At 63.2% G+C, this 26,798-nt stretch carries 27 protein-coding genes, 1 tRNA gene and 1 pseudogene; 22 read left to right on the plus strand and 7 right to left on the minus strand.

The features are described from left to right. Positions 1-12: 12 nt before the first annotated feature. From QN239_RS07250 to QN239_RS07265, 4 genes and pseudogenes are all read left to right on the plus strand, one after another. Positions 13-633 carry an antirestriction protein ArdA gene (locus QN239_RS07250; RefSeq protein WP_499009076.1) on the plus strand — a complete coding sequence of 207 codons (621 nt, stop codon included), beginning with the start codon at positions 13-15 and terminating at the stop codon, positions 631-633. 118 nt (positions 634-751) lie between these two features. After that, positions 752-1,141, plus strand: coding sequence for a helix-turn-helix domain-containing protein (locus QN239_RS07255; protein WP_499009079.1), 390 nt, complete (start codon positions 752-754; stop codon positions 1,139-1,141). A 49-nt stretch (positions 1,142-1,190) separates the two neighbouring features. After that, complete coding sequence (locus QN239_RS07260) at positions 1,191-1,862, plus strand: ImmA/IrrE family metallo-endopeptidase (protein WP_499009082.1); 672 nt, start codon at positions 1,191-1,193, stop codon at positions 1,860-1,862. Then, a pseudogene (locus tag QN239_RS07265) lies at positions 1,859-2,872 on the plus strand (recombinase family protein); the annotation flags it as partial. The gene QN239_RS07260 and the pseudogene QN239_RS07265, both read left to right, overlap by 4 nt. A gap of 652 nt (positions 2,873-3,524) precedes the next feature. On the opposite strand, the gene QN239_RS07270 reads toward QN239_RS07265, so the two are convergent. Beyond that, positions 3,525-3,600, minus strand: a tRNA-Arg gene (locus tag QN239_RS07270). A 442-nt stretch (positions 3,601-4,042) separates the two neighbouring features. Between QN239_RS07270 and QN239_RS07275 the strand changes: the two genes are divergently transcribed. After that, positions 4,043-4,906 (plus strand): hypothetical protein, encoded by an 864-nt coding sequence (locus QN239_RS07275; RefSeq protein ID WP_499009085.1) that lies wholly within the window; start codon positions 4,043-4,045, stop codon positions 4,904-4,906. A 60-nt stretch (positions 4,907-4,966) separates the two neighbouring features. On the opposite strand, the gene QN239_RS07280 is transcribed toward QN239_RS07275, so the two are convergent. After that, positions 4,967-5,617 carry a TetR/AcrR family transcriptional regulator gene (locus tag QN239_RS07280; protein WP_499009088.1) on the minus strand — a complete coding sequence of 217 codons (651 nt, stop codon included), beginning with the start codon at positions 5,615-5,617 and terminating at the stop codon, positions 4,967-4,969. A 108-nt stretch (positions 5,618-5,725) separates the two neighbouring features. Here QN239_RS07280 and QN239_RS07285 point away from each other — a divergent pair, with 108 nt between their 5' ends. The 17 genes from QN239_RS07285 (at position 5,726) to QN239_RS07365 (ending at position 22,083) form a co-directional block, all read left to right on the plus strand. Beyond that, on the plus strand, positions 5,726-6,769 hold the full coding sequence (locus QN239_RS07285; protein WP_499016633.1) for a DUF7064 domain-containing protein: 1,044 nt from the start codon (positions 5,726-5,728) through the stop codon (positions 6,767-6,769). A gap of 33 nt (positions 6,770-6,802) precedes the next feature. Next, positions 6,803-7,912, plus strand: coding sequence for a phosphotransferase family protein (locus tag QN239_RS07290; protein ID WP_499009091.1), 1,110 nt, complete (start codon positions 6,803-6,805; stop codon positions 7,910-7,912). Beyond that, positions 7,909-8,913: a spirocyclase AveC family protein gene (locus QN239_RS07295; RefSeq protein WP_499009094.1), complete on the plus strand. Its 1,005-nt coding sequence runs from the start codon at positions 7,909-7,911 to the stop codon at positions 8,911-8,913. The genes QN239_RS07290 and QN239_RS07295 overlap by 4 nt, the downstream gene beginning before the upstream one ends. A gap of 74 nt (positions 8,914-8,987) precedes the next feature. Continuing rightward, the gene (locus QN239_RS07300; RefSeq protein WP_499009097.1) at positions 8,988-10,598 is read left to right on the plus strand and encodes a phytoene desaturase family protein; all 1,611 of its coding nucleotides are present in this window, start codon (positions 8,988-8,990) and stop codon (positions 10,596-10,598) included. 718 nt (positions 10,599-11,316) lie between these two features. Beyond that, positions 11,317-12,243 carry an MlaE family ABC transporter permease gene (locus QN239_RS07305; RefSeq protein WP_499016635.1) on the plus strand — a complete coding sequence of 309 codons (927 nt, stop codon included), beginning with the start codon at positions 11,317-11,319 and terminating at the stop codon, positions 12,241-12,243. Between the two features lie 92 nt (positions 12,244-12,335). Further along, on the plus strand, positions 12,336-13,115 hold the full coding sequence (locus QN239_RS07310; protein WP_499016636.1) for an ABC transporter permease: 780 nt from the start codon (positions 12,336-12,338) through the stop codon (positions 13,113-13,115). A 23-nt stretch (positions 13,116-13,138) separates the two neighbouring features. After that, entirely contained in the window at positions 13,139-14,215 is a 1,077-nt protein-coding gene (locus QN239_RS07315) for an MlaD family protein (protein WP_499016638.1), read from the plus strand. After that, complete coding sequence (locus QN239_RS07320; protein ID WP_499009100.1) at positions 14,212-15,219, plus strand: MlaD family protein; 1,008 nt, start codon at positions 14,212-14,214, stop codon at positions 15,217-15,219. Before QN239_RS07315 ends, QN239_RS07320 begins: the two co-directional genes overlap by 4 nt. Then, positions 15,216-16,178, plus strand: a complete 963-nt coding sequence (locus QN239_RS07325; RefSeq protein ID WP_499009102.1) for an MlaD family protein — start codon at positions 15,216-15,218, stop codon at positions 16,176-16,178. Before QN239_RS07320 ends, QN239_RS07325 begins: the two co-directional genes overlap by 4 nt. Next, positions 16,178-17,296, plus strand: coding sequence for an MlaD family protein (locus QN239_RS07330; RefSeq protein WP_499009105.1), 1,119 nt, complete (start codon positions 16,178-16,180; stop codon positions 17,294-17,296). The genes QN239_RS07325 and QN239_RS07330 overlap by 1 nt, the downstream gene beginning before the upstream one ends. Positions 17,297-17,304: 8 nt before the next feature. After that, positions 17,305-18,288: an MlaD family protein gene (locus QN239_RS07335; protein WP_499009108.1), complete on the plus strand. Its 984-nt coding sequence runs from the start codon at positions 17,305-17,307 to the stop codon at positions 18,286-18,288. Continuing rightward, positions 18,285-19,241, plus strand: coding sequence for an MlaD family protein (locus tag QN239_RS07340; RefSeq protein WP_499009111.1), 957 nt, complete (start codon positions 18,285-18,287; stop codon positions 19,239-19,241). Before QN239_RS07335 ends, QN239_RS07340 begins: the two co-directional genes overlap by 4 nt. A gap of 39 nt (positions 19,242-19,280) precedes the next feature. After that, on the plus strand, positions 19,281-19,913 hold the full coding sequence (locus QN239_RS07345) for a hypothetical protein (RefSeq protein ID WP_499009113.1): 633 nt from the start codon (positions 19,281-19,283) through the stop codon (positions 19,911-19,913). Positions 19,914-19,925: 12 nt separating this feature from the next. After that, positions 19,926-20,567: a hypothetical protein gene (locus QN239_RS07350; protein WP_499009115.1), complete on the plus strand. Its 642-nt coding sequence runs from the start codon at positions 19,926-19,928 to the stop codon at positions 20,565-20,567. Positions 20,568-20,587: 20 nt separating this feature from the next. Further along, the gene (locus QN239_RS07355; protein ID WP_499009118.1) at positions 20,588-21,058 is read left to right on the plus strand and encodes a spore germination YkwD domain-containing protein; all 471 of its coding nucleotides are present in this window, start codon (positions 20,588-20,590) and stop codon (positions 21,056-21,058) included. Then, complete coding sequence (locus QN239_RS07360; RefSeq protein WP_499009120.1) at positions 21,055-21,447, plus strand: hypothetical protein; 393 nt, start codon at positions 21,055-21,057, stop codon at positions 21,445-21,447. Before QN239_RS07355 ends, QN239_RS07360 begins: the two co-directional genes overlap by 4 nt. 120 nt (positions 21,448-21,567) lie before the next feature. Next, positions 21,568-22,083, plus strand: a complete 516-nt coding sequence (locus tag QN239_RS07365; RefSeq protein WP_499016640.1) for a hypothetical protein — start codon at positions 21,568-21,570, stop codon at positions 22,081-22,083. 28 nt (positions 22,084-22,111) lie between these two features. On the opposite strand, the gene QN239_RS07370 is transcribed toward QN239_RS07365, so the two are convergent. Genes QN239_RS07370 through QN239_RS07390 form a run of 5 tightly spaced genes read right to left on the minus strand, consistent with a single transcriptional unit; the run spans position 22,112 to position 26,717 of the window. After that, positions 22,112-22,831, minus strand: coding sequence for an anti-sigma factor (locus QN239_RS07370; RefSeq protein ID WP_499009121.1), 720 nt, complete (start codon positions 22,829-22,831; stop codon positions 22,112-22,114). Further along, entirely contained in the window at positions 22,828-23,412 is a 585-nt protein-coding gene (locus tag QN239_RS07375) for a sigma-70 family RNA polymerase sigma factor (RefSeq protein WP_499009124.1), read from the minus strand. Before QN239_RS07375 ends, QN239_RS07370 begins: the two co-directional genes overlap by 4 nt. After that, positions 23,409-24,692, minus strand: a complete 1,284-nt coding sequence (locus QN239_RS07380) for a class I SAM-dependent methyltransferase (protein ID WP_499016642.1) — start codon at positions 24,690-24,692, stop codon at positions 23,409-23,411. The genes QN239_RS07375 and QN239_RS07380 overlap by 4 nt, the downstream gene beginning before the upstream one ends. After that, positions 24,688-25,425: a DUF1365 domain-containing protein gene (locus QN239_RS07385; protein ID WP_499009126.1), complete on the minus strand. Its 738-nt coding sequence runs from the start codon at positions 25,423-25,425 to the stop codon at positions 24,688-24,690. The genes QN239_RS07380 and QN239_RS07385 overlap by 5 nt, the downstream gene beginning before the upstream one ends. Next, entirely contained in the window at positions 25,419-26,717 is a 1,299-nt protein-coding gene (locus QN239_RS07390) for an NAD(P)/FAD-dependent oxidoreductase (RefSeq protein ID WP_499009128.1), read from the minus strand. The genes QN239_RS07385 and QN239_RS07390 overlap by 7 nt, the downstream gene beginning before the upstream one ends. Positions 26,718-26,798 lie beyond the last annotated feature (81 nt).

Here is a 26,798-nt window from a genome sequence, read left to right on the forward strand (position 1 = left end):
AAGGAGGTGAGCATGCATGACCACCCACCACCCCCACCCGAAAACCCCACGGAACAACCCAAACCGACGCAGACCCACGAAACCGCACCGCGACCCCGCCCAGCGATCTATGTCGCCAGCCTGGCCGACTACAACAACGGACACCTGCACGGCGAATGGATGGACGCCGCCCGCGACCCCGCCGACATTCACGCCGACATCACCGCCATGCTGGCGCGGTCCAAAGAACCAGGCGCCGAAGAATTCGCCATCCATGACTACGAACAGTTCGGCACCTGCCGCATCCACGAATACGACGGCATCGAGCTGGTCTCCCGCATCGCGAAGGGGATTGCTGAGCACGGCTACGCCTTCGCCGCCTGGGCCGAGGCCCACGAAAGTGCACCCGAGCGCTTCGATGATTTCACCGATAGCTACCTCGGCCATTACGACTCCACCCAGGAATACGCCGACCAGCTCGTTGACGACCTCGGTCTTGCCGCCGAACTCGCCGAAGTCCCGCGCCTGCAGTCACTGCAAAGCTACCTCCGTATCGATGCCGCAGCGATGGCGCGCGACATGGAGCACTCAGGCGCACTCTATGTCGCCCCGAATCCAGATGGCGGTGTCTGGTTGTTCGACGGCAATGTCTAGCACTAAGGAAAGGACTTCCTTTGCGCAACAAAGGTTTTGGCGTTGTGAAATTGTCAACCATCATTGCACAGATGCAACGTCCGGTCGTACAATGGAAATACCAAGGGAGACAACGATAATGACGCCAGAACAGACAGTGCAGCTCATCAATATCCTCGCATCGAAACGCGCGGAGTCTGGATTAAGTGTCGCCGAAGTCGGCCGCCGTGCCGGAGTTAATGGCGTCACGGTGTGGCGTATCGAGCAAGGCCTCATCGCCAGTCCAAAAGCCGAGAGCTTACAAGCCATTGGTGAGGTGCTCGGAATTCCCGCCAGCGACCTGTTCGCCACCGTGGGCTGGATGCCATCCAAGGCGCTGCCGAGCATTCGACCCTACCTCCGCACCAAGTACCGACAACTGCCGCCCGCTGCGATGCAGGAAATCGAAGCCCACTTCGACGACGTCGCGCGCCGGCACGGCATCAGTTTCGATCAAAGCGACGGACCGGTCGATGGCGAAGACGAATAACGAACCGATACAACACTAAACAACCGCCCCGGTGGAAGGAGGAGTTACCGTGCATCAGCGACAACAACCATCAGCAAGTGTGCTCGGCAACCTGCGCGCACTCATCCGCCCACAGAGCCGTATCACCTACGCCGAGGCGCTGCGCATCGCCGAACGCCAGGCCAACTGGCTCCTGGACTTCCACCGCCTCGACGCAGGCCCGGTTCCAACCGAAATCATCAGCGACCTACCAAAGGTCTCCCTCGAATACACCAACGGATTGGTATGGGGCGCCAGCTTCTGGAACGCCAACCGACAAGTCTGGGTCATCCACCTCGCGCACGCCGAACCGCCAGCGCACAACCGCTTCACCCTGGCGCATGAGTTCAAGCACATCGTCGACCATGGACGGCAGACACAGCTCTACCGCGGCACCCGACAATCCGATCCAGCAGCCCAAGCCGAACAAGCTGCCGACTACTTCGCCGGATGTCTTCTCGTGCCGCGGAAATTCCTCAAGTCGGCATGGGAGGACGGCATCCAAACCACCGGCGAACTCGCCGAATTCTTTCAGGTCAGCGAGTACACGATCGGGAACCGACTGCGCCAAACCGGCCTCGCTCACCAGCACCACTTACGGCATCTCCCGTCACCGCTGCCATTCATCGCTGACGACGAAATTGAACCCCATGCCGATGACGAACTCACCGGTGCGGTTGAAGAAGAAGGAGTAGCAGCATGATCGCCCCAGAGACTGAACGCCGCAAGCTCGCGGTCTCGTATGCACGGGTCTCTACAAAGGACCAGGTCGAGCGCGACGGCGACCCGGAAGGCTATTCCCTTCCTGCGCAGCTCGAAGCGAACCGCCGCAAGGCGGAAGCCAAGGGAGCAGTCATCGTTGAAGAGTTCGTCGAACGTGGCGAATCCGCCAAGTTCGCCGACTCGCGGCCCGAGCTGCAACGAATGCTCGCCTACATCCAGGCGAACCCTGTCGACTACGTCATCGTGCACAAGGTTGACCGCTTGGCGCGGAACCGACTCGACGATGCTCAGATCCACGTAGTCATTAAAAAGGCTGGAGCTGAGCTCGTTTCGGCGACTGAGAACATCGACGAGACTCCTTCCGGCATGTTGCTGCACGGCATCATGAGTTCGATCGCCGAGTTCTATAGCCAGAATTTGGCACATGAAGTAGTCAAAGGGATGGAGCAGAAGGCGAAGACTGGTGGAACGCCTGGTCGGGCGCCGCTCGGTTATCGCAATGTGCGCGCCACGACAGACGATGGCCGCGAAGTCCGCACAGTCGCGGTCGACCCTGAGCGCGCTCCGTTGATTAAGTTGGCCTTCGTCGCATATGCGACCGGGGAGTGGACGCTCAAGCGACTTGCGGCTGAGCTTGAGCGACGTGGTCTCACGACCCGTCCTACGCCGCGATCACCCGGTCGGCCTCTCAAGTTCAACTCGCTGCACAAGATCTTGACGACGCCGTACTACAAGGGCGAAGTGACCTATCGCGGTGTGCGTTACGCGGGCCGCCATGAACCACTGATCGACGACGCGACATGGACAAAAGTTCAGGACGTTCTCTCGTCGCACGCAACGGGGGAGAAGCAGCGTGAACATCCGCATTATCTGAAATCGAGCGTCTTCTGCGGACAGTGCGGCAGCCGGCTGATTGTCACGATGTCCAAGAACCGCTCGGGAACGGTATATCCCTACTTCATCTGTCTCGGGCGCCACCAGAAGACAACTGACTGCACGCAGCGAGCCATGTTGATCTCGGTCGTTGAGCAGCGGATCGAAGAACACTACGAAGGTCAGCAGTTGGACCCGAAGCTTAGAGAGCGCATCGAGGCCATGCTTCTGGAGGATCTGTCGTCGCTCCGCCGAAGTGCAGACAGGGAGACCCACCGCCTGTTGGCACAGAAGAACCGCCTCCTCAACGAACGCAACCAGCTCCTTCAAGCGCATTACGCTGGCGCAGTACCTCTCGACCTCCTCAAAACTGAGCAAACCCGCATCAGCCGGGAGCTGGCCTCGATTGAATCAAGCCTGAGTTCTGCCATCATCGAGTCCGACAGGGTTGAGTGGTGCTTGCACGCTGCGCTCGACTACGCGGTTAACTGCGGAGAGACCTATGCCCGAGCGGCGCCGCAGACCCGTCGCGCGCTTAACCAGGCGTTTTTCACCCATATATATGCACGTGACGACGAAATTCGGGTCGAGCTCGCTGAGCCCTTCGCCACACTCCTTAGCAGCGATGTCGCTGATGCCGCTCAACATCGCTACGTGGCTGCTAGCGGCGGCAGCGAGGAACTGGCGAGGCCACCGAGCCTGACTAGCGTCATACGGCAGGAACAAAACAAACCCGCGCACCGTGGCGCAGGTTTGAAAGAAACAACTTTGGTGCCCCCGGCAGGATTCGAACCTGCGACACCGGCTTTAGGAGAGCCGTGCTCTATCCCCTGAGCTACGGGGGCCAGGGACGCTCGAAGCTTACCGAAGCCGGGCCGGCAGTCCTACGCCAGCGGCGGCCCGGCTGTGACGGTAGGTAGGACGCTGCCGTCGAGACCGGGGAGGTCGGTTGTCGCGGTGGGCGCTGGTCGACACCGCGGCTGCGATCGACGGATGGGCGAAGTGCGTTGTAGTGCGGGGTATTTCATGGCTTAGTACGGGCTTAGTACTGGCGATTGTGCGCCGTTCGCGGCGGTGACCTTGGGCCGTTCTGCCATTCGAGGCGCTCTCGGCCGGATCGACGCGCGACGCAAACCCTGAGAAAAATGATCGTTCTTTCACTGTTGAAAACCCATTCAATTCCGGTTAGGCTCCGAACGTCGTCATTCGTGTGGTCCACGACACACATGAAGGGTCACCGCTGACGGCATCACTGACGCTTACCGAAGATCTCGGCGAAAGAGAGCCATGACAGGACAAGTCACTTTGCTGGCAGCCCCGGCAATTCCTGCGCACCCCACGACACCCATGCCGTTCGTGCCGGAGGTCATCTTCACGATCTTTCTCGGCATACCGGTGGTGGTGATGGTGTTCTTCGCGATCAAACACCTGGTGACCGGTCGCGGTCCGCTGCTGATGTATTGCCTGATAGGCGGTGGTATTGCCTGTCTCTTCGAGCCGATCGTGGACACTTTGGGTCTCTGCTACATCCGACAGGGTGCGTCCCTCACGACGTTCTCGTCGATGGGGCGCGACTTCCCGCTGTTCATCAACTTCGTCTACATCTGGTACGTCGGCGGCTTGGCGTATCTCGCCTACCGCATTTTCAGTACCGGGGTGACTCGCAAAGCGGTGTTCCAGCTCTATCTGATCGACGTCTTCATCAACATCTGGTTGGAGAGTCCCGGCGTGCTCATGGGTGCCTACGAGTACTACGGGCCGCAGCCGCTGAACTTCTGGGGCCTGCCGCTGTGGTGGGTATGCGTCAATCCGCTGATGCCATTGACGGCGGGAGCATTGATCTACCGCCTGCGTGAGCACCTGCCGGGATGGCGACTGGCTTTGGTCATTGCATTCATCCCGATGGCCGACGGTATTGGTAACGGTGCCGCCGCATGGCCGGTGTGGACCGCCCTCAATCTGGACGCGCCGTTGCTGGTCAGCCACCTCGCATGGCTGGTCACGCTCGGACTCGCGTTGACGTTCGTGTGGGTGCTGTCATTCGTCGTTTCCCGGCCCGATGACGAGGTGCTCATCAAATCGAAGATCGGTGTGCTCAAGGCGGCGATCTTCGGTGTCGAAGGTTCCAGCAAGATTCCCGCTCCGGTGTGAGGTTGCCGCTTGTTGAGCGGATGTCCTGGCGGCCTGGATGATGACCGAACGCCTTGCGCTTCAGGCTTGTTCGGAAGCCGCGACCTTGGCCACCACCGTGGCGGCCTCGTCCGGTGTGAGCCCGAGTGCGGCCAGCATGTATTGCGCGAAGGCGCGCTCTGCATGTGGACCGTGGCGGCCGTCCAGGATCTCGCGGATCAACGCGAATGCCGCTCCGATCACCGCGGTCAGGAGGACGTCGATGTTCGGCACCACGAAGCGGCCGCTGTCGATGCCGCGCTCGACGGCCTCCCGGGCGTAGGGATGCAGCGCCCGGCCGAACAGCGCCTCCGAATGGCCGATATTGGCGATCAAGCGGGCGAATTCCGGTTCGGTGTAGGCCACGCCGACGACTCGCAGACTGGCAAGGGCTACCACATCTGCCGGATCGGAGATGAGGTCCTCGGTGGCGACCGTCGCGGCCGCCAGTTCGGTGAGGCTCTCGGTCATGATCGCTTCCAAGAACTCGTCCTTGGACTCGAAGTAGTTGTAGAACGAGCCCAGTGCGACGTCGGCGGTTTCGGTGATCTCCTGGATGCGAAGTCCGGCAACGCCTTTGGCGGCGATAAGGGAGCGGCCGGCATCCAAGAGCTGGCGGCGGGTGCGCTGCCGTTGCCGTTCCGTGCGGGTAGCCGGTTTGTCCTGCGGTGCCACGTTCCGATTCTTCATCATGAATCAATATTCATACTTGATAACCCATTCATTTGCCGTTAGGTTGATCCGAGTCGGCAGTGAACTGAATCACGATTAGGAAATACTGTGACCTCCAACGCAGCGTCCATGGAACTCCACGTACACCCGGGAGAGACGGATCTGTTGATCCCGTTGCCCGGCTTGCAGGATGTATGGGACCCGCACCTCATCCACACGCACTACTTCGGATTCTCTATCCCCGAAGCGGCGATCGGCGGGTTCGTCTACATCAGGTACCAACCCGCGTTCCCGCTGTCCCAGGGTGGGGTCTGTATCTTCCAGGGCAACGACAATGTCGAGTTCACCGACATGGCCTATCTCGACTACGAGATCACCATGCCGTGGCCACGTATCGAGAACAATGCGATCACGACCGACAACGGACTCCGCATCGAGTTCGTCGAGCCGGGTGTGTCGGCTCGGTTGGCCTACGCCGCGCCGGACGGACGACTCCGCATGGACCTCAACGCCGATGCGGTCACTCCATTACTGGCGCGTGGACACGTCATGCCTGGCGAGGAAGAACATCACGACCTGGCTCGAAAGCCAGGGGGCAGCGAACAATTCATGCACGTGAAGGGTAGCCTGACCCTCGACGGTCAGTCGTACGACGTCGACTGTTTCGCCCCCCGAGATCGGTCGTGGCGTCAGGTGCGAGTGGAGCGGCGTGGCGCCGTCGCCAGCCCGCCGGTCGGATGGTCGCCTATGTACTTCGGACCTGACCTGATCTTCAACCAGATCAGTTTCGAGCCACTCGACACCAATCCGCGATGGGCAGGGCTCTACGACGTCGGCGACCGCCCGTCCCACCATTTCGCGTGGGTGCAACGCGACGACGAGACGCGGTCGATCACGTGGGTGAACCGTGACGTTCTCGAGTATCACCCCCGCCTACACATGGCCACCCGGCAGGAGATCACGGCGCGCGACGACCGCGGCGAGGTCTACCGCTTCCGCGGCGAGGCGATCGCGAGTGCATCGATTCCCTCCTGGCCCAATGCCTCGTTCCGCGACAGCGTCTACCGATGGGAAGACGACGAAGGCCGGGTCAGCCACTGCACCTATCAAGAAATCTGGTTCGACACCTACCAGCGGGCGATGGCCGACCGCGCATCTGACCCGCAGGGGTGAAGACATGTCTGACAGTGAGAGAGAGCTGAAGCAATGGCGCTGAAGAACACCATCGACACCGAGGCTGCCTCCGCGCGCATCGCGCAGTGGATGGAGTCGAAAGTCCGTGAAGCCACGTCCATGCGGGTGACCGACTTGGTTGTCCCGGCTTCCGCTGGGATGTCGAACGAGACAATTCTGTTCAACGCCGAATGGGTGGAAGCGGACCGATCGCACAGTCGAGGGATGGTGGCCCGGGTGCAGCCCGAGGGGCCCGGGGTGTTTCCGTCCTACGACTTGAGCAAGGAAGCGCGGGTCCTCGCGGCGCTCGGTGAGCACACCGACGTTCCGGTCCCCGAGATCTTCTCCTACGACGACGCGCCAGCGGTCTTCGGTTCGCCATTTCTGGTGATGGCTCGTGTCGACGGCCGGGTGCCCTCCGACGACCCGCCATTCACCGCCGGCGGATGGGTGCTCGATCTCCCCACGGAGCAACGAAGGCTGATGTGGCAGAACAGTATCGAGGTGATGAGCCGGATTCACTCGACCGATTGGCGGGGTATTGGCCTGGGATTTCTCGACAGCGGTGAGCAGGGTGCCGTGGCCGCGCAGATCGCCCAGTGGCGCGACACCTTCGCCTGGGCAGCCGACGGTGAGGCGAATCCCACGATCGAGCGAGCACTCGACTGGCTGGCCGAGAATGCGCCTGCCGACGAGGGGGTGAAAGTTCTCAATTGGGGAGACGCCCGCGTCGGGAACATCATCTTCGGTGACGATCTCGCCGTGGCAGCCGTCCTGGACTGGGAGATGGTGAGCGTGGCGCCGCGCGAGGTCGATTTGGGGTGGTGGCTGTTCCTGATGCGCCATCACACAGAAGGGATCGGTCTTCCGCTGCCCGACGGTGTTCCCACCCGGGAAGAGACACTTGCGCTGTATGAATCCGTCAGCGGGCACACCCCGTCTCATATCGGCTACTACGAAGTGTTGGCGGCGACCAAATTGTCGATCATCATGGTCCGGGCCGCCCACATGATGATCAGCATGGGGCTGCTTCCAGCGGATTCACCGATGGCACTGAGCAACCCGGCCAGCCAACTGCTGGCCCAGCTTCTCGAATTGCCCGCACCGACCGGACTCACCACAACGTTCATGGGCAACCGATGATGACGGTCGGGGGAGGACTTACGCTTGGCGAAACCGCCCAAGTACGGAATGGGCAGAACCCTTCGGCGTACACCCGGGAACTGGGTGGAGGCGTCTCGTTGTGGGCGCTGCTCGGCATCTTCTGGATCCTGTTCGTCGGGCAGGCCTGGACGCGTTGGATGCTCTCCGGCGACCAGTTCGCGCCGGCACCGATCCTTGGCCCAGACACCTTCTCGGATAGCTCCCTGTGGGTGCTGCGCGTCATCGAACTGGTGAGTCTGGTCATCGCGGCAGCGACCATCTGGACGTTTCTCATCCGACCGCTGTGGCGTCAAAGGCAATTAACTCTGGACGGCATGATCGTCATCGGCTCCTTGCTCGCCGCCGGCATCGATCCGATGATCAACTACTTCCACTACACCTTCGCCTGGAATGCGCACGCGCTGAACCTGGGTTCCTGGCTGGCGTTCTTCCCACTCCATCAGGGACCCACCCGCTATGCGGAAGGACTCGCGTGGTTCGTGCCCCAGTATCTCTACTTGGGGATAGGGCTGGCAGCCATCGAGTGCAAGATCATTCTTGCGCTGCGGCGGCGCTACCCGGGTATAGCCAACATCCGTTCGTTCAGCGTGGCCTTCGTCGCGATCCTGTTGCTGGATATCGTGATTGAACAGCTGTTCGTGCGGACTCAGGTCTATGCCTTTCCACGCACGTGGGAGGCGCTTACCGTATTCGCCGGAACGCAGTATCAGTTTCCCGTCTATGAGAGCGTCTTCGTCGCCGCCTACGCCGCAGGCTTCACTTATCTGCGGATGTCGGCTCACGACAGCCCAGACGGGTTGCCCTGGGTGCATCGCGGAATTCATCGCTGGTCACCACGACTGCGGACACCGGTCAAACTGCTGTCGGTCGTCGGGTTCTGCGCGGCATGGGCAGCCTTGAGCTACTTCATTCCGTGGAGCTGGATGTCGGTCAACGCCGATTCGATCATCTCCATTCCGACCTTCATGATGCCGGGCTGAGTGGTGCCGACGTCGCCGGACCTGCTCCGCGAACGCGAGCTCTCCGATACCAATCCGAAAGAGTGATTCACGATATGCAACCACAATCCACGTCCACCCCGGCCTTGCCTCGCGAAGCGGACTACGTGATCGTCGGTGCCGGGCACAACGGCCTGACAGCCGCGTGCTATCTGGCGAAGGCGGGCCACTCTGTCGCCGTCCTCGAGGCGTCACCGACCGTCGGTGGAATGACGTCGACCAACGCCACGCTGCCGAGTGCACCCGGGCACCTGTTCAACGAAGGGGCCATCCAACTCACCGGAATCTTCCAGCTGTCCGGGGTCGCTGAGGAACTCGAACTGCACAAGTACGGGCTGAGACAGATCTCGGTCGATCCCGCGCATGTGCAGCTGGCGCCGGACGGGAGTTCGCTGGCGATCTGGAAAGACGCCAGTCGCACCGCCGACGAGTTGCGACGGTTCTCTCCGCGAGACGCCCGGGTATGGCTCGATCTGGCCAACGCCCTCGATCCAGCGATGGATCTGGTCGTCGCCTACATGAAGTCGCATCCGTTGCGGCCCTGGAACAAAGAGATGGCGAAGGCGGCAGCGCGCGCGGCGCGAAACCCCAAGCGGCTGTGGTCGCTGCGCCATCTTGCGACCGCGTCGCACACCGAATTCCTGGAAGAGAACTTCGAGTCCGAACTGCCCAAGGGCGCGTTGGCGGCGATGGCCGCCTTCTCTCAGATGCGATTGGACATGACCGCGTGGGCGATGATCTACCTCGGCGTGGTTCAGAAGGTGGCCAACGCCATGCCCGTCGGGGGCACCGGGGCCCTGCCGGCCGCGTTGCACCGTTGTCTGCTCGCACACGGGGGAACGGTGCACACCGACACCCGGGTGCACGAGCTGTTGATGGAGTCGGACCGCGTGGCCGGCGTGCAGCTCGAAAGCGGTCAGGTGGTGAAGGCGCGGAATGCGGTGATCACCACGTGCAATCCCGTGATCACACTGAACCAGCTTCTGCCAGAGGGCGTCTTGGACAACAGACTCTCGGCGCGCGCCAGGGATATCCCGATTCGCAAAACGCACGCAACCTCACTGAAGATCAATGTCGCGATCAACGGGGAGGTCTCCATGCAACGCCACGAGAAGTGGCGCGGCGACGGGCTGGACCTGCGCAAGTATCTGGTGGCGTGGCATACCCTCGAAGAACAGGACGCCGGGTGGAACGCCCTGGTTCGAGGGGAATGGCCTGACCCGGTTCCGGTCAGTTGCGCGATCATTCCGTCGGCTGTGGATCCCACGCAGGCACCTCCGGGCCGCAGTAACCTGTGGCTCTGGTCGGGTGTCATCCCGGTGACACCGACCGAGCCTTGGGAAGACGTACGTGACAAGATCGGCGACTCCGTACTCCGCGATAGCGCAATGTATTACGAGGGCCTCGAGTCTTTGGAGATCGACCGCGCGGTATTGGGTGGGCCGGATATCGAGCAACGCTTCAATGCCCCCGCCGGCAACGTCTATCACGTTGACCCCCTCATCACACGGTTCGGGCCGCTCAAGCCGGCCGCCGGGTTTGGTGCCTACCGCACTCCTGTGAAGGGTCTCTACCTCAGCGGTGCCGGGACACACCCGGTGGGTGGGGTCTGCGCACTGCCCGGAAAGCTTGCCGCGCAAACTGTTCTGCGCGATCAAGCGAGATAGCAGGACGCAACACGACCGAAGTGTGCCGGCTAGTGGTAGCCGCGCAGTCGTGAGTCAAGTCGAGACCGAGATTGGCGGTGGTCGGTGCTGCTTCGGCGCAACGTGCGGTAGTTGCGGTGATTTGCTCGCGACGTTCACCGAACTTCTCGGGCTTGCGAATGGGTGGACGTGCGGGCGCTTCTGGCGGTGGTTTCACGGAGATCATCGCGTCATGAATCATGCTCGAAAGAAGCAGATCCGACTGTCTGGCACGTCCTGACAGCGAGGCCGTCGGTCTCGCTGGTGACGGGCCGAAGCGGATAGATCAGGGCCGTAAGACTGCCGAAGAGATTTGCTCATTGTGTTGACCGGGTGTGGTCTGAGTCATAGCATGGGCGAGTCCAATGGTTCGGCGAGCAAATGTTCCAGGTATCGAATCTGGTTGGGCCGGAGCAGCAACGACGGGACGGTGGTCGCGGTGCCACCACGCGAGACGGTGCTGATCGATCGAGGGGAGAGCAATGTCGAAGAGCGGTATTGAGGCCGGGACGACGCGGCGGGGCGTCGGTCCGTGCGGCGCCCGTGACACTTCGCTGTCGGCATCGAATAAAATTCAAATTCGAAATAAGTGCCGTCCTGGCGGTGCGACTGGGTTCCATGCCGGGAACGGTGTGCGATGAGTGAGTTCGAACGCCAGGCAGATGATCTCGGGGCGCCGGCTATCCAGGCGCCCGACGAGATGCTCGGCGGCAAGGCGGTCGCGACACTGACGCGCCCGACGCCGGCCCTCGGGTTGGAATCGGCCGGGGGGAAATCGCGCGGTGGTCTTGGCGGCACCCTGCCGTCGGCGAAGACCGGCGCCACCACCCTCGCGAAGAAGGTCGGCTCCCTTCCAGCGCGTAGCGCTGCGACGATGGGACGCAGCGTCATTCTCGCGGCATCGGTATTGCGGTACGCGGTGACGGACACGTTGTCGTTGAAACTGTCGTTTGGTGAGTTGATCGTTCAGGCGTGGTCCTTGTTGAAGGTCACGGCACTTCCGGCGATCTTGATGGCGATACCGTTCGGGGGCATGGTCGCGGTACAGGTCTCCGGTCTTGTCAACGAGGTGGGGGCGAACTCGCTCGTGGGTGCCGTCACCGGCGTGGCGGTTCTGCGTCAGGGTGCGCCCGTGACCGCCGGACTGTTGATGGGGGGTGCTGCGGCGGCCGCGATCGCGTCGGATTTCGGGGCGCGGGCGATTCGCGAGGAATTGGATGCGTTGCGCACTTTGGGTATTGATCCCGTGCGCCGCCTGGTGGTGCCCCGGTTCCTGGCCTTGCAGCTGATCACCCCGATCCTCGTGGTGATCGTGATTGCCATGGGCGTCGGTGCGGCATTCGTGATCGCCACGACGGTCAACGGGGTGACACCGGGCAGCTTCTGGTTGTCCTTCGGTTCATTCGCGAAAATGGTCGATCTGTGGTTCACCTTGGCGAAGGGCTTCCTCTTCGCTGCGATCGTGGCGGTGATCTCTGCGCAGCGCGGAATGGAAGCCAAGGGCGGGCCACGTGGGGTGGCCGACGCCGTGAACGCCTCGGTAGTGCTCAACGTCATCCTGATCATCGGCGTGAACCTGGGGATCACCCAGCTGCAAACCATGTTCTTCCCGATGGCGGTGGCGTAGTGGCAGTTTCGGTCCAAGCCGGGCGATCGGCACCATCGCGGCTCTTCAGTACCCGGTGGTTGCCCACACGCCATCTGGCGGAACCGTTACGGATGGCGGGCCAGTGGGCGACGTTCATCGCCCAGACGGTCTGGCTGCTGCCGATCACGGTGCGCAAGTACCGACGCGAGACATTGCAGGTGATGAACAACCTGGCCTGGGGCAAAGGGTCGATCATCGTCGACGGCGGCGTCATCAGCGTGTTGGGGATTCTAGGTGTCACCGTGGGCGCGATCGTGGCGATCGAGGCCTTTGCGACACTGAATCTGATCGGGCTGGGCGCTTTGTCCGGGGTGATCGGCGGTTGGGGCAACGTCCGGGAGATGGCTCCGCTGGTGGCTGGGGTGGCATTCGCGTCACAGGCCGGATGCCGGATGACGGCCGAGATCGGGTCGATGCGCATCGCCGAGGAGATCGATGCCACCGAGGCGATGGGGCTGCGGGCGATTCCGTATGTCGTGGGGACCCGGGTGATCGGTGGATTGATCTGTGTCATACCGGGATTTCTGTTGACCCTTGTCGTGAGTTTCGTGACCTGCGATGTGGTCATCCGGATCTTCTACGGACAGCCCGGCGGCACCTATCACCATTACTTCGTCGAGTTCCTGACCCCGGGTGATATCGCTGCATCGTTGTTGAAGGCCACCGTGTACTGCACTGCCGTCACCCTGATCCATTGCTACTACGGGTTTTTCGCCTCGGGTGGTCCGGTGGGGGTAGGGGAGGCCTCCGGTCGGGCGATCAGGGCAAGCCTGGTCACGATCATGGTCCTCGACCTCGCGACCACCATCATGCTGTGGGGTCTGCGCCCAGAGTTCGTGTTCAAAGGTTAGGTGAAGCTGCGGTGTTGTTTCGAATGTCGGCGGATGCCGAGAGACGCAGGCTGATCGTCATCGGTGGCGCGGTGCTGTCGTGCTTCGCGTTGGTGTGCGTACTCGTGGTGACGAACCCGTTCAGAGGTCGCGCGTCCGACCGCATGTCGGTGGTGATGGAGCTCCCGTATGTCGGGCAAGGGGTGGCCACCGGGTCTCCCCTGATCATGCACGGCGTCACCGTGGGGAAGGTGACATCGGTGTCGAGTCTGCCCAAAGGCACCGTGCGGCTCAACGCCGACCTGGAGTCCGCTCCGACCGCGAAACTCACCGATGCGATGAAGGTGGATTTCCGTCCCGCCAACTACTTCGGCGTCACCGGAATCAACCTGATGCCAGGGGAAGGCGGCACGCGCCTGCATGACGGCGCGCGGATCACGACGGTCCCCACCGGGAACTTCACCCTGCAGGCGTTGCTGTCGCGGATGGGTGAAATCACCGACGGGGTGGTGACCCCACAACTGGTGGACGTCATGAACCGGGCCACCCGCTACACCGATGGGCTCAACCCGCTGATCGAATCGATGGTGACCGCAGCCGAATCGGTGACCAAGGTACAAACCGTCAGCACAGAACAGTTGCTCCGGAATGCCACGGGGATCAGCGTGGCGTTCCCGGGCTTCGTGGATGCGGCCACTGCCGCCGGGTACGGCTTCAACCAAGGCTCGGGGTTTGTCACCTTCAATGTGTCCGGCCGTGACGCGCTCCCCGGACAGGACATGGTCGCAGTTCCCGGACAGCCCCAGACCGAGGAGTACTGGCAGACCCGTTCCAAGGCGACGTTGAATGTCATCGCGAATGGACTGTTCGGTGCGTTGGGCAAGCTGTTGGCGTCACACCCCGCCGACTTGCTTCCCTTGGTCAACGGGGTCCAGAGCCTCACCGATACCGTGCCGGGCCTGATCCCGCCGGTGGGGCTCAACGACACGTTGGTGGAGCTGCGTACCCGATTCGAAAAGCTCTACGCGGGCTCGCCGGAACAGCGCGCCTTGCAGGTGCATATCGTGCTGGATCAGATCCCGGGTGTGCAGGCTCCCGTCAGTGCTCTGGGGGGACCGTGATCAAGCCCAAGGCGGCGCTGTGGCGATTCCTGGTGGCGAGTGCGCTGGCCGCGGTCGTCTTCGTACTGATCGTCAACGTGCTGCGGCAGCCGGTGGAAAGTGCCACGCGCTCCTACACTGCCGAATTCAGCGATGCGTCCGGGTTGCACGTCGATGCCGACGTCCGGGTGCGAGGGGTCAGGGTCGGCAAGGTTGCGGCCTTGCGGTTGGTGCGCAAGGACGGCCAGAGTGTCGCCGAGGTAGATCTCAATCTGGACCAGCGTTACACAGTCGTGCCGGCCACCCGGTTGGCCATCAAATATCAGGCGCTCACCGGACTTCGGTATGTCGATGTGTCGAATCCCGCGGACCAGCCCAACCCCGCGGATGCGGTGCACAGAATTCCGATGAGTATGACGCAGCCGTCGTTTGACATCACGACGTTGTTCAACGGGCTGCAACCGGTCCTGGCCACATTGAGTCCCGATGATCTGGAAACCTTCACCGCGAACGCCGCCTCATTCCTGCAGGGCGACGGTGACGGGCTGGGGCCCATGCTCGACAGCATCCACAAGCTGACCGCGCTCGTCGCCGACCGCCAGCACGTGATTGCCACGCTGATGAGCAATCTCAGCGCGATCGCCGATGGCCTCGGGGGTCACTCCAAAGACCTGGTGCAGGTGCTGGAGTGGCTGAACCGCCCACTGGATGCGGCACTTTCGGTGCTCGACGAGTTCCGCAAATCCGAGTTGTACGGACCCAGCTTCACCTCTGCGGCGTTGCGTCTGCTGGAGAACGCCGGATTCTCGCCGGGTAGGGCCGACATCGACGACGGAATCGACCGTGCGATCACCGCCTTCGACAACTACAGCGATGCGTTCAAGCGGGTGCCGGTGATCTGGGACAACGTCGAACCACCCGCAGAAGACGGGCAACCGCAACCGTGCTCGAAGGGTCGTGCGCAGCTGCCCCAGTCGATGGATGTGTTGCTCAACGGTCAGCGGGTGGTCCTGTGCAATCGATGAAGAGGCTCGGTAACCCGATGCTGTGGGGCGTGACCTCACTGGTGTTGGTGGCTGTCCTGGCGGTGACGGCGGGCGCGGTGTATGTCAGTCCACCCAATCAGCGGTCGGTCGTCTTCTACACCGATGACGCCGCCTCCGTACGGCCCGGCGACGGCGTGCGCATCGCCGGCATCACCGTCGGCAAGGTGGAGGACATGGCGATCGAGCCGAATCGTGTCCGAATCCACGCGAGCGTGGAAAAGGACGCGTTCGTCGGCGACCAATCTCAGGTTCAAGTCCGGATGCTGACCGTCGTTGGTGGCTACTACGTGAATCTGGTGTCTCTCGGTGATAAGCCGCTGGGAGACAATCCCATTCCGGTGGAGAGGGTCACGATGCCGTACAACCTGATGAAGACGTTGGCGGACTCGACGAAGATCACTGAACGCATCGATCCGAAGCCGATCCGCCAATCTCTCGACGAGATCCAGGCCGGGCTCAACGGAACCAACGTCGACACCCTCACCGCAGTGATCAGCGCCGGCGACGCGCTGACCCAGACCATCGACCGACAGCGAGGACAGGTGTCCGAGATCCTGGATCTCTCCGATGAATACATCGAGTCGCTGGCCAACTACCGTGACAAGCTCAAAGAGCTCGTCTCCAAGGTGTCAATCCTGGAGCAGACACTGGTCCTGTACGGCAAGGGATTTGCCAGTTCGTTGAAGGGCCTGGGGGAGGTGTCCGACGCGTTCCTGGTCCCGCTCGGGAAGTTCTGGGTGAACCACCGCGAGGAATTCATCCAGAAGGTCCGCGAGTGGCAGAACCGGGTACGCCGCTGGGTGGACAACAACAGCAGGATCGTGCCCAGATTGCGTCGGGTTCGCGACAAGATCGAACGTGTCCTGGACGCCCAGAACGCCCGCCCGGAACTCTTGGCCACCGACCTGTGTATCCCGATGCCAGGGAGTCCCTGCTGATGATCGCCAACCTCAAGCGTGGCGTGCTCCGCGTCGGTGCGGTGACAGCGGTGACTGCGGCGGTCGCGTGTGCCAGCTCGTCCTGTGCGTCCGAAACACGGGACGAATCGTCCCGGTATTGCGCATTCATGCCCGACACCATCGGGTTGTACGTGGGTAACCCGGTCACCCAGATGGGTTATCCCATAGGAAAAGTCACCGCCATCAGCCCCGGCGCCACGCAGGTGCGGGTCGACTTCTCGATGACCGAGCAACGCACGTTGCCCGGCGACGTGAAAGCCATCATCCGCTCGCCCTCCATCCTTGCCGACCGGTCCCTGGAACTGGTGGGCAACTATGCGGGCGGCGCGCAACTGAGCCGTGGGGACTGCATCTCACTAAATCGCTCGGTGTCCCCGAAATCGCTGTCGGAGGTGATCGGATCCGCGGACACATTCGTCAACGCGATCAATGCCGCCGGGTCGACCAACGTCGCCGACACCGTACGCGGGCTGGATCGGCTCGCACACGACAACGGAGCAGGGTTCGGGCAACTGCTCACCGTCTCCTCTGCCTTGCTGGACAGTCCCGATCAGGAGATCAGCAATATCGGCTCGATCATCCAGAACGTCGGGTCACTGACCACAGCGCTGAAGGAGATCAGGGGGCCGATGAAGGAGATCCTGCAGGATATGCCAGCCACGACGCCGGATCTGGTGACAGCCATCGAAGGGGCGGCGCGAATCGCCGGCCCAGAGGGATACGGAACGCTCGGTCCGCTCACCGAGATGGTCGGCGTGCTGCAGACCAGATTGGGCGACGAAACTCAGCTCACGTTGGATACGGTGAGTGACGCCGTGCGTAAGGTGGCGCCGCACGCCAACCAGTTGGCGGCTCTGTTCAACGGTGTGCCCTGGTGGATCAACACCGCAGCGAATCATTTCAACGCCAAGCAATTCGGCACTTTCAACATCGCCTATCGCCCGCCGCTGTTCCGGGTTCCCACTCATGACGGACTGGCGTTGTGTGGCCTGATGAACGCATCGATGCCGGGTAGCTGCGCCGACGTCAACGGACAACCGTATGCAGTCGACGTCGCGTTGCTGCAGTACGTACTTGCCCAAGCGAGTCATCAGTGATCCGCGCGATGGCAGCGGCGACCGTCGGTATCGCCACCACCTTGGTGCTGTCGTCGTGTGCTTCGATAACCGTTGATGCACTACCGCAGCCGGGTGGTACCCACGGCGCCGGCTACGACGTCGTCATCGAATTCGCCAATGTGCTGAATCTGCCGGACAGGGCGAAAGTGGTGCAGGACGGCACCACGGTCGGTGTGGTCACGAACGTCGCCTTGAAGGGCGATCACGTCGACGTCGCGACGCAGATCGACGAGGGCGTGCTGGTGCCGTCCAACATCCGGGCCACGCTGCAGCAGTCGACGGTGCTCGGCGACACCTACGTAGCCCTCGAACGGCCCGAAGCCGATGACACGGCGAGAGCTGTGCCGAGTGGGGGGCGAATTCCACTGGCACAGAGCACATCACCGCCGCAGCTTGAGGACACGTTGGCCAATCTGGCGAACTTCGTGGGCAGCGGAGCAATCCAGCGGGCGCAGAACACCATCATCGGTCTGAACCACGTCACACCGGCCAAGCAGCAGGATCTGCGCGCCATGGTCAGTCGTGTCACCACGGATCTGAGGGACCTGGCCAACAATATCGACACCGTAGACACCTGGCTGGACGGGGTTTCGGGCACCGTAGATGTGATGCACCGCGCACTTCCCACCTACCAGTACTGGTTTTCACCGGCCGGTATGACCGGTTTCGATCGGGCGACGGTCGCGGCAAGTTATATCGACACCGTCGTTCCTTCTGTCGGCAGTATCTATAGCGGTGGATTCTGGCTTGTGCCACTTCTGGATTCGCTGGGCAAGGCCGTGGGCGCCGTGCAGCAGAGCAAATGGGACTTCGAACGTGAGGCACCTGCCTGGCGCAAGCTGTTCATCGAGGACTTCTTCCCGGTGGACAAGAACCCGGCGATCAACATCACCTCCATCACCGGACCGGATGGGCGGGAAATGATCGGCAATGTCCAAGATGTGCTTCGGATCCTGGGGGCGACACCATGAGAACCGTCAAGAACATTGCGTCGTTCGGCGCGTTCGCGGTGATCATCGCGGTAGCTTCGGCGTATATCGGATCGTTGGGCATATGGCTGGGGCCGCCCGAGAATCGAATCAATCTGTCGATGGCGGTCCCCGAGGTGAAGGGCCTGGTGGTCGGCTCCAGTGTGTTGTTGCGGGGTGCGACCGTGGGGAAGATCACCGGCATATCGTCCTCGGTCGACACCGTCACCATCGACTTCTACGTCGATGGTGATCAGCGCATCCCCGTTGACAGTGATGTGCGGTTGGACAACCTGTCTGCGCTCGGAGAGGCTTATGTCGGGTTCTTGCCGCGCACTGACACCGGACCGGTGCTGACCGACGGCCAGCACATCGCGACGGACGCGATCACGGTGCCGCCGTCGATCTCCCAGTTGGCCACCAGCGTGGTGCGTGTGCTCAACCAGATGGATCCGGATCAGCTCAAACGGATCCTCAACGAGGCCGATGCGGGGCTGCCCGATCCGGGCAAAGTGCTGCCGAACCTGTCCCGGGCCAGCTTGCTGACCCGAAACATGGTGGCGGGCATGCACGGGCAAGGACAGCAAGTACTCGACAACTTTCAGACCCTGCTGCAGAACGCGGATTGGGTCGGTCCCACACTCGCCGAGTCCGCCCCGTCGCTACGGGCCACGGGACCTCCGGTGTCGCACATTTTTCAAGGCATGATGAACACCGTTGCATGGAACAATCCCAACAACATCAACCTTTTCCAAGACTTCTTGGCTCGTGTTCAGAGCTTTCTGGACAACAGGGCTCCCGACCTCCAAGTCATCGGCAATGCACTGCTGCCGCAGTTCCAGGGTATCGGCGGGGCGCTCATGAATTTCGACACGGCCCAGATCCTCTCGAATGCGTTGTCGGGCATACCGGAAGAGGGGGCGATCACACTTCATGTCACGATCCCCGATCCCTAGATCGAGGTCTTGTTCCGAAAATCTGAAGGAGGAAGTTCCATGTCCGTGCTCGACACTGAAATAGACAGCTCAGCAACAGATTCCGATGACGATGTGAATGTCGACAGCCGGTCGAAGGCGACAGCTGAGTCGGCGGAGCGTGCCACGGTAGATCGGCAGGTATCGCTGTCGCTGCGCACCGTGGCCGTAACGGCGACGATCCTGATACTGGCTGCCGCGGTCGGTGCGCTGGGTTGGCTGTATATCGGTGCGCAGGGAACGCTCGATGCACAGGCACGTGCGTCGAGCAACCGGGACAAAGCCGAGAATGTCGCCGCCGACTACGCGGTGAACGCCGCCGGCATGGACTATCAGGACTTCAACGCATGGAAAGTCAAGCTGGTCAACGGCACCTCCCCTGAGCTCAAGGACAAGCTCACCAAGGCTGCCGACTCGATGGAACAGGTGCTCGCTCCGCTGCAGTGGAAGTCGACCGCCAAGCCGCTGGCCACCAAGGTGCGCTCCGAAGTCGGTGGTATCTACACCGTGGACTCCTTCGTCAGTGTGCTGACCAAGACCATGCAGGCCCCAACCGGATTGCAGTCCACAGCCACTTACAGCATCACGATCGACAGCAACAACAATTGGCAGATCACCGATGGCGGTGGTATCGATGCCGCCCTCGGGAAATAGGTCAGGACTCCCATGTCCGGTAGATCCGCGAAGTCGCCTGTATGGAAACGGATTCCGGTCGCGGCGAGCGTACTGGCCGTATACACGGCTGCGCTGATCGCGGCCGGCGTGGCGCAGGGGGATCCGGTGAGCGACTACGACCCGGTGGCCCACTACGACCAACCGCAACGGCTGCCGGTCATCGCGCCGTCTCCGAGCACCTGGGAGCCGCAGTTTCCGTTCCCGTTCGACCAGACCCGGCGGTACGTCACGGCGGCCGATATCGACGCCGAGCGAGAGATGTGTCAGTGGTATGACGCCCAGTTCGAGCTCATCAAACATCAGATCGAGGGGCTCAACGACAACGTGATCCGTCACAACGGTGATTTCAACGCTGTCGAGGTCGCTCGGCAGACGGATATAGTGACCGCGAATCTCGACCAGTCCTTGGACTTCCTGACCCCGCGGGTACAGGCTTTGACCAGAAGTTTCGACCATTCGGCCGACATGTTCTTTCCGCTCTACCAGGGCGATGCGTTCTACGGACTGTGGCAACAGATGTCGAATGTGAACAACGGCCTCAAAGCCAGACAGCCGACGTGGTTCACCGGTCCGTCGTACCACCAGATGCAGTTCTGGGGCAGCAAGATTCACCGCTCACATGTGTGTAGCTGAGCCGCGATGAGGAGACAGAGATGGTGACCATGCGGTGGTCTGCTGTGATGGCGGCAGCGCTCTCGGCATTCGTCGTCGGAGCTCCGGTTACCGCCCGTGCGGCGACCGACCCTGCCCCTGAACTGGTCCAGGCGGTGCTGGCGGAGCGGGACGGCGCAGCGTGCGGGCCGCTGAACCACAACCCGACGGTCGAGCACGCGGCCGATATCGTCAACCGTTCCACCTTCACCTATCTCGATCACTCTGCCCAGAATGTGCCGGCCGACGGACCGCATCCGACCGCGATCCTCAAGGACCTGGGCATCGACACCGGGAAGGCGATATCTCTTCAAGGCGCGGCGCACGATGAGGCCGATGCGATCAAAGTGCTGCTCCTGGAGGGGCGTGACGTGATCCCGGACTGCTCCTACACCGATTTCGGTGTCAGCCACCAGTACGAGCCGGGTTCGGGTTACCACCTGGTCGTCGCGGTGCTGGTGGGGACGTCATGAGCCGCGCGACGCGGCGACCCTGCGGCGCGGTGACCTGTGCGGTGGTGATCATCGCCGCTCTCACTCATCCGGGGTCGGCTGCCGCCGACGAAGTTGTCACCTACGAGGTCGTCTCCGACACCGTTGCCGAGGCGAACGTCGAGTACCAGGATGCGACGGGACGCCGGACGGTCGAAGGTGCCACGCTGCCCTGGCGGATTGACGCGCCGGCACGCTCGGTGCTGGACCCGCCTCCGATGGGGAGTCAAGTGCGGGCCGACTGGCGTCCCAGTGCAGCTCCCACCCGGTGGGTCAGTGTGCGCATCCTCTATCAAGGAAAGGTCATCTGCCAGAACACCTTGGACGTCGGTGACGCCGCGTGCTATGGCGCGACACCTCGAATTACATAGTGGGAAAACATGATTCGTCTCATTCGCGAGACATTCCGGATGCGGCGAGAAGAGGTTATGTGAGGGTGTGAACGAGTGGTCCGACTACGTGGGGTCATCCCGGCAATGGGCGCACTGATCATGGCAATCGTCAGCGCGGCACCGGCGGGAGCGGATCCGGGGCCTGCGCCGGGTGCGCCGGACCCGTTCCCGGATATCCGCTACTACGACGACCTCGATGCGAGCAGCTTCGCCCAGCCCGGTGGCGTGTGGTTCAACGCTCCGGGCGGGCAGAACTGCGGTATCTGGGGTTTGGGCAGCTTCGGCTGCGCGGGAGACATTCCCGGGGCGCCGGCCGGCGTCAACCACATCGGTTGGATAGACGGTGATCGGGCGGTCCACTACGACTGGTCGATGGCGGTGCGGTTCCCCGATACACAAGCGCAACGTGTCCTCGATCCGCGCGGCAAGATCACACACGAGGGCACCACCTGTGCCGCAACACCGGACGGCCGCACCTACTGCGAGCGTGGCCCGATGCGATTCGTCCTCGAACCCACCAAGACATGGCTGTCTGCGCCCTGGACGGACCTCAGCTGGCGGGAACTGGGGCCCGCCTCATGCGCCCCACCGGGCGGCGGTCCCTGCTACGGGTGAATCGTGCCCTCGAGCACCCCCGCTGCTGTTACGTCAGCGGTAGCTCGGCGAAGATCGGTGCGGTCGGCGCGGTCGAGCCCTTGCCCGGCTCCACGGTGAACGCCAGGGCGGTCGCATCCCCGAGATCGGGCAGTACGGCGGTGGTGGACGGCGCCACGGCTGCCTGATCCATGGTGCCCGCCGACTGCGGACCGGTATCGCGCAGCAGCCACATCTGGTAGACCGTGCCGGTGGCCGGCGGGGCGACGTTGTTCATGACCAGCACGCCGGCGTTGCGTTCCCGGGAGAACACCACGGTGGCGGTACCGCCGGTGGGGATCGGGCCGGACACGGTGCGCACATCGGGTGCGGCGAACACCTGCTGCGCGGTCGAGGGAGTCGGTGCAGGTGTCGTGGGCCGCAGTACGGTCCCCACCCCGACACCGGCGGCGGCCACGACGACGGCCGCCGCCGCGGCCAGCACGGCCGTACGCCACCGGTTGGGCCGAAGTTGATGTACCTGACCTACCTGACCTGATGACTCGACGGCGGCCAGGATCCGGTCCCGCAGGTAGGCCGGCGGTTCCAGTGCGGTCGCGGCCGAAACCCGCGCCATCGACTCGCGCACCGCGGTGACCTCAGCGGTGAAATCCCGGGCGACCGCGGGCGGTGCGTCGGCCAGATGCCGTTCGACTTCGCCGTCATCGACGGCGTGCAACGCGTACGGCGTCGCCAGCGTCATCACCTCATGCTCGACGGGCCCGGTCATGCGGCACCCAGACAGTTACGCAGCGCGCGCAGGCCGTCACGCATGCGCGATTTGACGGTGGCGAGATTCGCCGAAAGACGTTCCGAGACTTGCCGGTAGGTGAGTCCACCGTAATAGGCCAGGTCGATGCACTCGCGCTGGACATCGGTCAACGAACCGAGGCACTCGACGACGCGGCGATGCTCGTCGAGGGTGATCACCGAATCCGCGACGTGGTCGGTGGGGGTGTCCACGCTGGCCGCACCATAGCGGGACTCGCGCTGGCTCGCCGACTGCTCGGAACGCACCCGGTCGACCGCGCGACGGTGCGCCAGCGTCATCAGCCAGGCCAGCGGTGACCCCGCTGCCGGGTCGTAGCCCCCGGCGTTGTGCCACACCTGCAGGTAGATCTCCTGGGTGGTTTCCTCGCTGTAGCCGGGATCGCGCAGCACCCTGGTGACCAGCCCATACACCCTGGACCTGGTGTGGTCGTAGAACTCGGCGAAGGCTTCGGCGTCACGGTGCGCGACCCGGCGCAACAGGACGTCGAGGTCGGTGGTCACGAGCCGTAGCCTAGCGGCCGGCAGGACCTGTGTGGTCATGTCGGCCGCAAACCCGAACTGGATGTGGGTGCGAATGTCCACTGCAGCACGTCGAGGTAGCCCGAGCGGAAGCCGGCCTCGGAGTACGCCAGGTACAGCTCCCACATCCGCACGAACACCTCGTCGAACCCCAACGCGTGCACTGCCTCGCCGTGGTGCAGGAACCGTTCCCGCCACAGCCGGAGCGTCTCGGCGTAGTGCGACCCCATCCACGACACGTCCACGGTCCGCAACCGGGTGTGTCGCGCGGTGATATCGGCTATCGCGTCCTCCGAGGGCAGCAGGCCGCCGGGGAAGATGTATTTCTGGATCCAGGTGTAGGTGTCGCGGCTGGCCAGCATGCGGTCATGCGGCATGGTGATCGCCTGGATGGTGACGCGGCCGTGCGGACGCACCAGCCGCTCCAGCGTCTGGAAATAGGTCGGCCAGAACTGATAGCCGACGGCTTCGATCATCTCCACCGAGACCACCGCGTCGTACTGTCCCTGCACCGAGCGGTAGTCCAGCAGTTCGATACTCACCCGGTCGGAGAACCCCGCCGCAGCCACCCGCTGTTGTGCGAGGCGCTGCTGTTCTACCGATAGCGTGATCGAACGGACGTAGGCGCCGCGGCGGGCGGCCCGGATGCACAGCTCGCCCCAGCCGGTACCGATCTCGAGCACCTCGCTGCCCACGTGGACGCCCGACGCGTCGAGCAGTCGGTCGATCTTGTTGTGTTGCGCGGCGGGCAGTTCGGCCCAGGTGGCCGGCAGGTGATCGAACAGTGCGCTGGAGTAGGTCATCGTCTCGTCGAGGAACTCGGCGAACAGTTCGTTGGACAGGTCGTAGTGCGCGGACACGTTCTCCCGCGCCTGGGTGGGGTGGTTGCGTTGCGAGCGTGGCGCACGAACCACCGCGAACCGCCGAAACCGTTGCAGGGCAGGAGGTATGAGCTCTGCCAGGGATCGGCCGAACTCGGTGAGCACTCCTGCGAGGTCAGCGGAATCCCAGTCTCCGGCCATGTAGGCTTCGCCGAAGCCGATCAATCCGTACCGGCCGATCCGGCGGGCCAGGGCCTCCGGCCGCCGAATCACCATGGTGGGCAGGGTCGGATCAGCGGCGCCCACCACCGAACCGTCGGGGTAGACCAGCCGAACCGGTAGCCGGGTGACCGCTCGTCGCAGCAGCCGGTCCGCGATCGCCGCCGAGACGGTGTTGAGTGGACCGGACGGCACGGACGCCACGTCCGGCCAGCGAACCGAATCAACGGCGTGGTCGGCTTCGAAACCTTCGACATCAATGCTCACGGGCGGGTATTCCTTCGCGGGTGACGGGGTGGGGTCGGGGAGTCAGCGGAACGCGGCGTAGCCACAGGTAGATGCCATGCATGCGGATGGCCAGCGCCCCGGCCAGCGGTGCCAGCGGCGCGGCGAACTGCAGACGCACCACCTCGGCGACGGTCACCCGTCGTCGCGTGCCGTGCAAGGTGGCCACGAATGTCGGATGGCCCTCGCGGTGCAAGGAGATCGCCACGTCCAGTAGCGGTCCCGGCATGGGCGCCCGCACTCGGTAGTGGCCATCCATCCCGTTGAACGGGGATACGTACATCTGCTTGTCGATTGGTTCCGAGGTGTCCGGATCCAACAGGTAGGCGTGCCGCTCGCCGTAGGTGTTGTGCACTTCGGCGATGACGCAGCGCAGGGTGCCGTGCCGATCGTGGCACCAGAACAGGCTCAGCGGATTGAACACATAGCCCAGTACCCTGGCCTGTAACAGCGCGGTGATCGTGCCGCCCTGCAGATCGATGCCCTGCTCACCCAGAAAGGCATTGACCCGTTGTCGCAGTGAATCTTTCGGCCCGCCCTGCAGGTGGTCGCGCGCGTCGAACCGGGCGAACGGCGCCAGCCAGCGCGGCAGCCGCGGCGGCTGATCGATATCGATGAACCAGCTGTAGCCGCGGTGTTCGAAGAAGTGGTGCACGGGCGCCCGGCGCACATGGGTGACCCTGGTGCGGTACAGCGCGGGTGTCAGCATGTGAGTGCCTTCGCGGTGGCTCCGGTCGGCCAGCGGGCACCGAGTCGCTGCGCGGCCCGTAGCCCTGCGGCTGCGCCGTCCTCGTGGAATCCCCAGCCGTGGTAGGCCCCGGCGAACACCACGCGGTCGTCATCGAGGGTCGGTAGAAGGGACTGGGCGGCAACGGATTCCGTGGTGTAGGCCGGATGGCTGTACATCATCTCGGCCAGCACGCAAGATGGGTCGACACGGTCGTTTCCGCCGAGGGTGACCAGGTAGCGCTTTTCGCCGCCCAGGCGCATCAGCCGGGTGATGTCGTAGGTCACCGTGACGGCGTCGTTGTCCGGCCCGGTCAGATAATTCCAGGACGCGCGGGCCCGCGGGTGCTTGGGCAGGATGGACGTATCGGTGTGCAGCTGTGCCTGATTCAGGCTGTACGGGATGGCACCCAGCACGGCTCGCTCTGCGGCGGTGGGTGCGGCCAGCATCAGCAGGGCCTGGTCGGGATGGGTGGCGATGACGACGGCGTCGAACAGACGGGCCGGACCGTCTGCCGCGGTGAGGAGCACCCCGTCGTCCCTGCGGAGCACCGACACGATCGGCGCATTGGTCAGTGGCTCGTAGATGCGCGCCACGATCGCCTCGACGTAGGTGGCCGAACCGCCGGTGACGGTCCGCCACACCGGGGAACCGAACACCGACAGCATGCCGTGGTGCTGCAGGAAGACGAACAGGTAGCGGGCCGGGTATCGCAGTGCGTCGCCTGGCGGGCAGGACCAGACCGCTGCAATGAGTGGCTTCATGAAGTGCTCGGTGAAGTAACGGGAAAAGCGGTGCCGCTCGAGGAATGCGCCGACGGTCTCGCCGGTGTCGTCGGCGTCCAGCAGCGCGGTGGCCGATCGGTGAAATCGCCTGACTTCTGTCAACATCCGCAGGTATGGCGGCCGGGTCAGGTTGGACCACGACGGGAACAGTCCGCCGAGACCGCGCGCCCCGGCGTACTCCAGCCCGCTGGTGTCATCGCGCACTGACATCGACATATCGGTGTCCTGGACCGCGATGCCGAGCTCGCCGAACAGCCGGCACAGCGTCGGGTAGGTGCGGTCGTTGTGCACCAGGAAGGCGGTGTCGACTGCGACGGTGCCGCCCACACCGTCGTCGACGTACTGCGTGTGGGCGTGCCCGCCGAAGCGGGCATCGGCCTCGAACAGTGTGACGTTGTCCCGGTCGGACAGTACGTAGGCGGCGGTGAGTCCGGCCACGCCGCTGCCGATCACCGCGATGGACCGACCACCTGGATGTATGTGTGTCACACCCGGTATTCGGACCCGGACTCTGCGTGGATGGGACGTTGCTCGGCGGATTGCGGATATCGCCTGCGGACCAGGCCCGGG

The sequence above is a fragment of the Mycolicibacterium sp. Y3 genome (genome assembly GCF_051188035.1).
Taxonomy (GTDB): Bacteria; Actinomycetota; Actinomycetes; order Mycobacteriales; family Mycobacteriaceae; genus Mycobacterium; species Mycobacterium fluoranthenivorans.

What these genes read in the sequence shown, in the direction of transcription:
- QN239_RS07250 (WP_499009076.1), top strand. Translation starts at nt 13, where the DNA reads ATGCATGACCACCCACCACCCCCACCCGAAAACCCCACGGAACAACCC.
- QN239_RS07255 (WP_499009079.1), top strand. Translation starts at nt 752, where the DNA reads ATGACGCCAGAACAGACAGTGCAGCTCATCAATATCCTCGCATCGAAA.
- QN239_RS07275 (WP_499009085.1), top strand. Translation starts at nt 4,043, where the DNA reads ATGACAGGACAAGTCACTTTGCTGGCAGCCCCGGCAATTCCTGCGCAC.
- QN239_RS07280 (WP_499009088.1), bottom strand. Translation starts at nt 5,617, where the DNA reads ATGATGAAGAATCGGAACGTGGCACCGCAGGACAAACCGGCTACCCGC.
- QN239_RS07285 (WP_499016633.1), top strand. Translation starts at nt 5,726, where the DNA reads ATGGAACTCCACGTACACCCGGGAGAGACGGATCTGTTGATCCCGTTG.
- QN239_RS07290 (WP_499009091.1), top strand. Translation starts at nt 6,803, where the DNA reads ATGGCGCTGAAGAACACCATCGACACCGAGGCTGCCTCCGCGCGCATC.
- QN239_RS07295 (WP_499009094.1), top strand. Translation starts at nt 7,909, where the DNA reads ATGATGACGGTCGGGGGAGGACTTACGCTTGGCGAAACCGCCCAAGTA.
- QN239_RS07300 (WP_499009097.1), top strand. Translation starts at nt 8,988, where the DNA reads ATGCAACCACAATCCACGTCCACCCCGGCCTTGCCTCGCGAAGCGGAC.
- QN239_RS07305 (WP_499016635.1), top strand. Translation starts at nt 11,317, where the DNA reads ATGCTCGGCGGCAAGGCGGTCGCGACACTGACGCGCCCGACGCCGGCC.
- QN239_RS07310 (WP_499016636.1), top strand. Translation starts at nt 12,336, where the DNA reads ATGGCGGGCCAGTGGGCGACGTTCATCGCCCAGACGGTCTGGCTGCTG.
- QN239_RS07315 (WP_499016638.1), top strand. Translation starts at nt 13,139, where the DNA reads ATGTCGGCGGATGCCGAGAGACGCAGGCTGATCGTCATCGGTGGCGCG.
- QN239_RS07325 (WP_499009102.1), top strand. Translation starts at nt 15,216, where the DNA reads ATGAAGAGGCTCGGTAACCCGATGCTGTGGGGCGTGACCTCACTGGTG.
- QN239_RS07330 (WP_499009105.1), top strand. Translation starts at nt 16,178, where the DNA reads ATGATCGCCAACCTCAAGCGTGGCGTGCTCCGCGTCGGTGCGGTGACA.
- QN239_RS07335 (WP_499009108.1), top strand. Translation starts at nt 17,305, where the DNA reads ATGGCAGCGGCGACCGTCGGTATCGCCACCACCTTGGTGCTGTCGTCG.
- QN239_RS07340 (WP_499009111.1), top strand. Translation starts at nt 18,285, where the DNA reads ATGAGAACCGTCAAGAACATTGCGTCGTTCGGCGCGTTCGCGGTGATC.
- QN239_RS07345 (WP_499009113.1), top strand. Translation starts at nt 19,281, where the DNA reads ATGTCCGTGCTCGACACTGAAATAGACAGCTCAGCAACAGATTCCGAT.
- QN239_RS07350 (WP_499009115.1), top strand. Translation starts at nt 19,926, where the DNA reads ATGTCCGGTAGATCCGCGAAGTCGCCTGTATGGAAACGGATTCCGGTC.
- QN239_RS07355 (WP_499009118.1), top strand. Translation starts at nt 20,588, where the DNA reads ATGGTGACCATGCGGTGGTCTGCTGTGATGGCGGCAGCGCTCTCGGCA.
- QN239_RS07360 (WP_499009120.1), top strand. Translation starts at nt 21,055, where the DNA reads ATGAGCCGCGCGACGCGGCGACCCTGCGGCGCGGTGACCTGTGCGGTG.
- QN239_RS07365 (WP_499016640.1), top strand. Translation starts at nt 21,568, where the DNA reads ATGGCAATCGTCAGCGCGGCACCGGCGGGAGCGGATCCGGGGCCTGCG.
- QN239_RS07370 (WP_499009121.1), bottom strand. Translation starts at nt 22,831, where the DNA reads ATGACCGGGCCCGTCGAGCATGAGGTGATGACGCTGGCGACGCCGTAC.
- QN239_RS07375 (WP_499009124.1), bottom strand. Translation starts at nt 23,412, where the DNA reads ATGACCACACAGGTCCTGCCGGCCGCTAGGCTACGGCTCGTGACCACC.
- QN239_RS07385 (WP_499009126.1), bottom strand. Translation starts at nt 25,425, where the DNA reads ATGCTGACACCCGCGCTGTACCGCACCAGGGTCACCCATGTGCGCCGG.